Source organism: Thiomonas sp. TH-17 (genome assembly GCF_057473305.1).
The window spans coordinates 1-5,610 of the sequence record NZ_JBYCKI010000288.1; the positions used below are offsets into that span (position 1 = coordinate 1).

A 5,610-nucleotide genomic window follows, 5' to 3' on the forward strand; every position below is an offset into this window, starting at 1 on the left:
CGGAAAGGAGGAAGCGATGGACGATTACACCATCTCCAGGCTCGCCGGGGCGGCCGGTGTCAGCGTCCATGTCGTGCGCGACTACGTGCTGCGCGGGCTGGTGCATCCAGCGCGGCGCACGCCGGGCGGCTATGGCCTCTACGACGAGCAGGCACTCGCGCGGCTGCGCTTGATGCGGGCGCTGTTCGAGGCCGGGATCGGCCTCGATGAGTTGGCCCGGCTGTGCCATGCCCTGGATGCGGACGGCGATGCCGCCGAGTGCCTGGCCCGCTTGCGCACGTGGCTTGCGGCACGGCGCGAGCGGCTGGAGTCCCTCGACCGGCAGCTTGCCGGCATGGCGGATGCCAATGTGGAGTGCCGTTATGGATGACGATCAAGCGCCGGGCTGGCGGGCTTACGCCTGGGGTGTGCTGGCCGCGCTGACCTGCCCGTGCCACTTGCCGATCCTGGCCGCCGTCCTGGCAGGCACGACCGCCGGCGCGTTCCTCAGCGAGCATTGGGGGATCGCGGCGCTCGCCCTGGCAGTTCTGTTCCTGTTGGCCCTGACTCGTGCGCTGCGGGCCTTCCAGAGCCGGTCATGATCGTGCCCCCATCTGACGAACCGACCGCCGCGCAATTGGCGCGGGCGGCCGAACGGCAGGAGCTGGTCCTTCACTACCAGCCGATCGTCGCGGTGGGCAGCGGCGCGCTCATCGGCGCGGAGGCGCTGTTGCGCTGGGCGCACCCCGACCTCGGTCTGCTGGCCCCGGAGCATTTCCTGCCGCTGGCCGAAACTGCCGAGCTGATGCCGCAGATCGGCGATTGGGTATTGCGCGAAGCCTGCCGGCAGATGCGTGACTGGCAAGCGGACGTCCCTGGGTCATTCCGCCTGGCGGTCAACGTGGCCGCCAGTCAGGTGAGAGCAGACTTCGACACCGGCCTGCGGCAGATGCTGGCCGAGGCGCAGTTGCCCGGCGACCGGCTGGAGATCGAGCTGACCGAAACGGCCGCGTTCGGCGATCCGGCGCTGTTCGCCCTGTTCGACGCCCTGCGCGCCGTCGGCGTGCGCTTTGCCGCCGACGACTTCGGCACCGGCTATTCGTGCCTGCGGCACCTGAAGTGCTGCCCGATCACCACGCTCAAGATCGACCGGTCCTTCGTGGCGGGACTCGCGGACGATGCCCGCGACCGCACCATCGTGCGCACGGTGATCCAGCTCGCGCACGGCCTGGGCATGGACGTGGTCGCCGAGGGCGTCGAGACACCGGCCAGCCTCGACGTGTTGCGCCAGGCCGGCTGCGACGCCGTGCAGGGATTCCTGTTCTCCGCGCCGCGACCGGCCGACGAGTTCATCCGCTTCGTGAGAGGAGGATAGCCATGACGAGCAACCAAGCTGTGACTGTCGACTGCTGCGTCTGCTGCAAGGAAATCCCGCTCGACGCCGCTTTCACGCCGGAAGGCGCCGAGTACGTCGAGCACTTCTGCGGACTGGAGTGTTATCAGCGCTTCCAGGCGCGAGCCAGGACCTGCGAGCGCGAACCCGAGCGAGCGCCAGATCAACAGCCTGATCGATCCTGAGTCCGGTCACGCCGCGCCTCGTGGGCACGCCACTGCATCAGAAGTTGAGACGGAAGCCGGTGGTCAGGATGTAATCGTTCCTGAGCGCGCTGCCGTTCAGGCGCTGCGAGACCGGTATCTGAATGCCCGCTTCGAGCACCCATTTGCGTGTTACGTACTGCACGGTGGGCGTGAGGAACAGCGTCGTGCCGCCCGAGTTTGGATCGTCAGTCCCGTTGACCTGATCCTTGGCGACATGAATGAGGTTGGCCTCCAGCCCGCCGTAAAGAAAGCTGGGGACGCCTTCGCCCAACATGCCGGGCCACAGCCGGCGCTGAACCGACAGATCGAGACGGCTGACCGCGCCGGCCCGGAAGCCGCTGGCTTCCCCATTGCGCTGATAGGCAATCTGAACATCGCCGCCCCAATCCAGCGATTGAAAGGACGCCACTGCGCCTCCCTGCCAGTCCCAAGAGCCGGAACCCGGCTGGAGCATCGGCGGCAGCCGTCCCAGGCGATCGGATGCGCGGTCGTCGCCGGTCGGCGCCGTGACGGCGAGAAACGGCGCAATGCGGAAGGTATGCCCTGTCGCGTTGGCTTCAAAGGCCGTGTAGCGGCCCATGAATGTCGCATCGCCGAAACCTGCCTGGCTGCGTGTCACGTCCGCCCCGCCCACGTTCACGGACAGCCGCTTGTCGGCATAAGGCAGCACGGCGAAGACCGCAAAGTCGCGGCTGACCCCGTAACCCAACACGGACATCAGGCCAGAAACCTCCATGCGGCGGTTCATCGACGATGGGTCGTCGGTGCTCTTCATGTAGACGAACTGCTCGCGCAGAATCCACTCGTCCTTGGAGATGGGCAGGGCCGTATTGAAGGTGAGCGGCGCGGCATTGGCGGCCCCCGCCCAGGCGCACAGCATGGCCAGCGCCAGTATGTTTCCGGGCGGGACATTCATTTGGCTTCTTCCTTGGATACCTTCGCCTCGCCGGGGGTAAAGCCGGCATCATGGATGAGCTGTTTGTAACGATCGAGATCGGCCTGCGCACCGGGTTTGAGCACGATGCGGACGTTCTGCCCCTTCAGGCTCGCGCTTGCATGATCGACTTCGCTCGCCTTGCCGAGGTTCTTCTCCAGCCCGTAGGCGCAGAACGGGCAGGTCATGCCCTTGACAGCAATGTCCACCACCAGGCGCTCCGCGCCGAAGGCCATCAGTGGCAAGCACAGCGCCAAAGCTGCTGCCAAGTGTTTCAGATGGGATCTTTGCATCACGATGATCTCCTTCGAAGATGGGACGCTCAGACCCCGAGCCAGATACGGATCGGCAGCGCCAGATAGGCGGCGAAGAGGCCGACGCCCCAGAGGGCGGCTGAGATTCCATGAATCCGCCGGTTCCAGCGGTCGGCTCGCTCGCACAGGCGCGCCAGCTCGGGGTCGCTCGGACAGGCTCGCCCAGGCCGGTAGAGCAGCCAGCCGGAAACGAGCAGCATCAGTCCGGAACCCGCGAACACCCAAGCCTTGTGCAGGGCCAGCGCGACCAGGAACGGCACTGCGCTGGTGACGGCCGCCACGGCGGCGCCCAGGCCCAGCGTGACGAACAGGATCGGCAGCGCGCAGCAGACCAGCGTGCCGGTCGCGGTGAACAGCGTCAGCCAACTGACGGCGTTTTGCCGAAGCTGCGACGAATCGGTCTTCATCGCGTGCGCCTACCAGGTGAGCCAGGGGAAAAAGGCGAAGTAGCCATTGAGCAGATACAGGCCGGTGACGATCAGCAGCAGGCTGCCGGTCAGCTCAAAGGCGCGGCGGAACCGTCCGAGCGGTTTCATCTGCTCGATCCACTCCATTGCGACCGCCGCCAAGGCCAAGGGGATCGCGCGGCCGATGGCGAAACTGATCAGCATGGCGGCGCCGAAAAGCGGCGAGCCGCTGGCTGCCGCCGCGCCAACCAACACGACGAGCGCCGGGGCGCAGGATGGGCAGACGGCGACGGAGAACGGAATGCCGAGCGCAAACGCGCCCCAGCCACTGCCGACCCGCTTGGCTCTGAATCCGACCTTCGGCAACGGCAGCTTGACCCACCCGGTCCACAGCAGGCCCAAGACGATCAGCCAGGGGCCGAGCAGCAACCCCCACCAGCGCCCCGCCAGCGCTTGCACCCCTTGACCGCCGAGTCCTGCCACGGCACCCAGCAACGCATGCGCGGCGATCAGGCCGCCGATGAAGGCAAGGCCGTAACGGGCCGCCTCGCTTGGCGCGCGGGCTCGGGTGACGTAGGCAAGTGGCACCGGCAATGCGGCTATCGCCAAGGGACTCACGCTGAACAGCAGCCCGGCCAGCAGGCTGATGCCGCTGGCGACCCCCACGCTTTGGGAGGCGAGCTGCCGTAGCGTCTCAAGCTCCATGGCTGCGCACTCCATCGCGCCGACGCAGTTCGGCAACGAGCTGTTCGGCTGTCGGGAGCGCGGTGAACACCAACTCGCCATCCACGGCAAGCGCGGGCAGCGTCAGCACCCCGAGATCGACCGCGCGGTCGAGATCATCGAGCACGTTGACCTCGCACCACTCGACTCCGGACAAGGCTTGCACCGCCGCCTTGAGCGCCGCTGTCGCCCCGGCACACTTGGCACAGCCCGGCGTGTAGAAGAGCTCGATCCTCATGGCGTGCGCTTCGCCTCAAAGCTGACCGCTTCCAGGGCCGCCAGGATCGGACAGTCATCGACAGGCAGCGCCCCACCCGAGCACTCGACGATCAGCACGTCGAGCGCCGCCGACATCGCCTGCATGGCGCGAATCTTGGCGGCGAGCTGGAGCTTCTTCTCGATGGCGCGGCTCTTTATGTCGTCGCAGCATGCGCCGTCGGCCTGGCGCAGATGCAAGAGTTCGCGAATCTCCGCGAGCGTGAAGCCGCAAGCCTGGGCGTGCTGGATGAAGCGCACCCGCCGCACCGCATCCTCGCCATAGAGGCGATAGCCGCTGTCGGTTTTGCTCGCCGGGACGAGCAGCCTCTCGCGCTCGTAATAGCGCAGCGCGTCGGGGCTGATATCCCCGGCCTTTGCCAGTTTGCCGATGGTCAGCATCAGGGCTGGCCGAGGCCGGCGGCGCGCAGGCTCGCCTCATCGACACCGCGATCAACGCAGCAGCCGGCGAGCCGGCCGTCGATCGCAACAGCCGGCACCGAGCGCACGCCGAGCGCCTTCGCGCGCTGTGCGACGGCCAAGTCGCGCATGTCGAGCACATCGACTTCGCACGAGGAGCAGGCCAGGCTTTTTACAAGGGTTTCGACATCGGTGCAGGCCGGGCAGCCGGCGCTGAACACCTCGACTTTGCGTTTGGCAGTCATTTCAAGGCTCCTGTTGATGTTCGTGATGCGTTGCAGCCACGCGGATGCGTGCTGCCCCGTCACGATTTCAGGATAAACCTTGGAGTGCACTCCATGGTCAAGCAGAACAGCCGGACGGATGAATGCCACATCATCGAAACCACGCTTTCAAGGTCGAGGAATACCGTCTGGATGGGCGCGAACGTGGGTTCGGTTCCCGGATTGCCGTTGTACGAAGGCGAGTAGCCCCCGTCGCGTCCCCCTGCGGGGCTCTTCCTTTTCATGGAACGCGGTGCCGGCGCATTGCCGATTCCCGGCGGACGGCCGCCGCCATGTGTCGCACGCTGGCCGCATGTTCGCTGGCGTTGCCGGCAGCATGCCCAGGCAGTCGAGACCTTCAAGACTGCGGCGCGGTTCGCCGTGCTGGTTGTTTCGTTCCCCGGGCGCACTCGCGTCCATCCACCTCACCCTCAAGGGACGGACCTCCCTTGCGGGCGGGAGTCCCTTGGTTGCCACAAGGAGTCTCCCGATGGATACCCAAGCCATCCGTGCACAGATGCCAACGCTGGTTGTCGGTCATGTGCCTACCAACGTCCGTTCGTTCAAGTTCAACATCTTCGACGGCCAGCCCAAGGTTTCGACGCTGGGCTTTCACATCGACCCGAAGCCTTTCGAGGGCAAGGTCATCGCCACCACCGACGAGGCCATCGTCGTCAAGACGGGACGAGCCGAGTTCGCGGTGCTCGATCGAACGC

General features: G+C 66.3%; 11 protein-coding genes and 1 pseudogene. 5 read left to right on the plus strand and 7 right to left on the minus strand.

The window, feature by feature from the left end; translation table 11 throughout:
* Positions 1 to 16 precede the first annotated feature (16 nt).
* Genes merD through AC2VLV_RS16130 form a run of 4 tightly spaced genes read left to right on the plus strand, consistent with a single transcriptional unit; the run spans position 17 to position 1,557 of the window.
* Positions 17 to 370, plus strand: a complete 354-nt coding sequence (gene merD / locus AC2VLV_RS16115; RefSeq protein ID WP_088446864.1) for a mercuric resistance transcriptional repressor MerD — start codon at positions 17 to 19, stop codon at positions 368 to 370.
* Positions 363 to 581 carry a broad-spectrum mercury transporter MerE gene (gene merE, locus AC2VLV_RS16120; protein ID WP_230433949.1) on the plus strand — a complete coding sequence of 73 codons (219 nt, stop codon included), beginning with the start codon at positions 363 to 365 and terminating at the stop codon, positions 579 to 581. The genes merD and merE overlap by 8 nt, the downstream gene beginning before the upstream one ends.
* Positions 578 to 1,354: a putative bifunctional diguanylate cyclase/phosphodiesterase gene (locus AC2VLV_RS16125; RefSeq protein WP_096861901.1), complete on the plus strand. Its 777-nt coding sequence runs from the start codon at positions 578 to 580 to the stop codon at positions 1,352 to 1,354. The genes merE and AC2VLV_RS16125 overlap by 4 nt, the downstream gene beginning before the upstream one ends.
* Positions 1,355 to 1,356: 2 nt before the next feature.
* Complete coding sequence (locus tag AC2VLV_RS16130) at positions 1,357 to 1,557, plus strand: DUF3330 domain-containing protein (protein WP_088446860.1); 201 nt, start codon at positions 1,357 to 1,359, stop codon at positions 1,555 to 1,557.
* 37 nt (positions 1,558 to 1,594) lie between these two features.
* Here the strand turns inward: AC2VLV_RS16130 and AC2VLV_RS16135 are convergent, their stop codons facing one another.
* Genes AC2VLV_RS16135 through AC2VLV_RS16165 form a run of 7 tightly spaced genes read right to left on the minus strand, consistent with a single transcriptional unit; the run spans position 1,595 to position 5,005 of the window.
* On the minus strand, positions 1,595 to 2,494 hold the full coding sequence (locus tag AC2VLV_RS16135; protein WP_088446859.1) for a transporter: 900 nt from the start codon (positions 2,492 to 2,494) through the stop codon (positions 1,595 to 1,597).
* Positions 2,491 to 2,805 (minus strand): heavy-metal-associated domain-containing protein, encoded by a 315-nt coding sequence (locus AC2VLV_RS16140; protein ID WP_116151335.1) that lies wholly within the window; start codon positions 2,803 to 2,805, stop codon positions 2,491 to 2,493. Before AC2VLV_RS16140 ends, AC2VLV_RS16135 begins: the two co-directional genes overlap by 4 nt.
* A 29-nt stretch (positions 2,806 to 2,834) precedes the next feature.
* Positions 2,835 to 3,233, minus strand: coding sequence for a hypothetical protein (locus tag AC2VLV_RS16145; protein WP_088446858.1), 399 nt, complete (start codon positions 3,231 to 3,233; stop codon positions 2,835 to 2,837).
* Positions 3,234 to 3,242: 9 nt separating this feature from the next.
* Positions 3,243 to 3,938: a cytochrome c biogenesis CcdA family protein gene (locus AC2VLV_RS16150; RefSeq protein ID WP_088446857.1), complete on the minus strand. Its 696-nt coding sequence runs from the start codon at positions 3,936 to 3,938 to the stop codon at positions 3,243 to 3,245.
* Positions 3,928 to 4,194, minus strand: a complete 267-nt coding sequence (locus AC2VLV_RS16155) for a thioredoxin family protein (protein ID WP_088446856.1) — start codon at positions 4,192 to 4,194, stop codon at positions 3,928 to 3,930. The genes AC2VLV_RS16150 and AC2VLV_RS16155 overlap by 11 nt, the downstream gene beginning before the upstream one ends.
* Positions 4,191 to 4,613 carry a heavy metal-responsive transcriptional regulator gene (locus tag AC2VLV_RS16160; RefSeq protein ID WP_088446855.1) on the minus strand — a complete coding sequence of 141 codons (423 nt, stop codon included), beginning with the start codon at positions 4,611 to 4,613 and terminating at the stop codon, positions 4,191 to 4,193. Before AC2VLV_RS16160 ends, AC2VLV_RS16155 begins: the two co-directional genes overlap by 4 nt.
* A complete protein-coding gene (locus tag AC2VLV_RS16165; RefSeq protein WP_232482085.1) occupies positions 4,613 to 5,005 on the minus strand; it encodes a thioredoxin family protein in 393 nt (130 codons plus the stop codon). Before AC2VLV_RS16165 ends, AC2VLV_RS16160 begins: the two co-directional genes overlap by 1 nt.
* Before the next feature lie 379 nt (positions 5,006 to 5,384).
* Between AC2VLV_RS16165 and AC2VLV_RS16170 the strand changes: the two are divergent.
* Positions 5,385 to 5,610 (plus strand): annotated as a pseudogene (locus AC2VLV_RS16170) (GTPase); the annotation flags it as partial.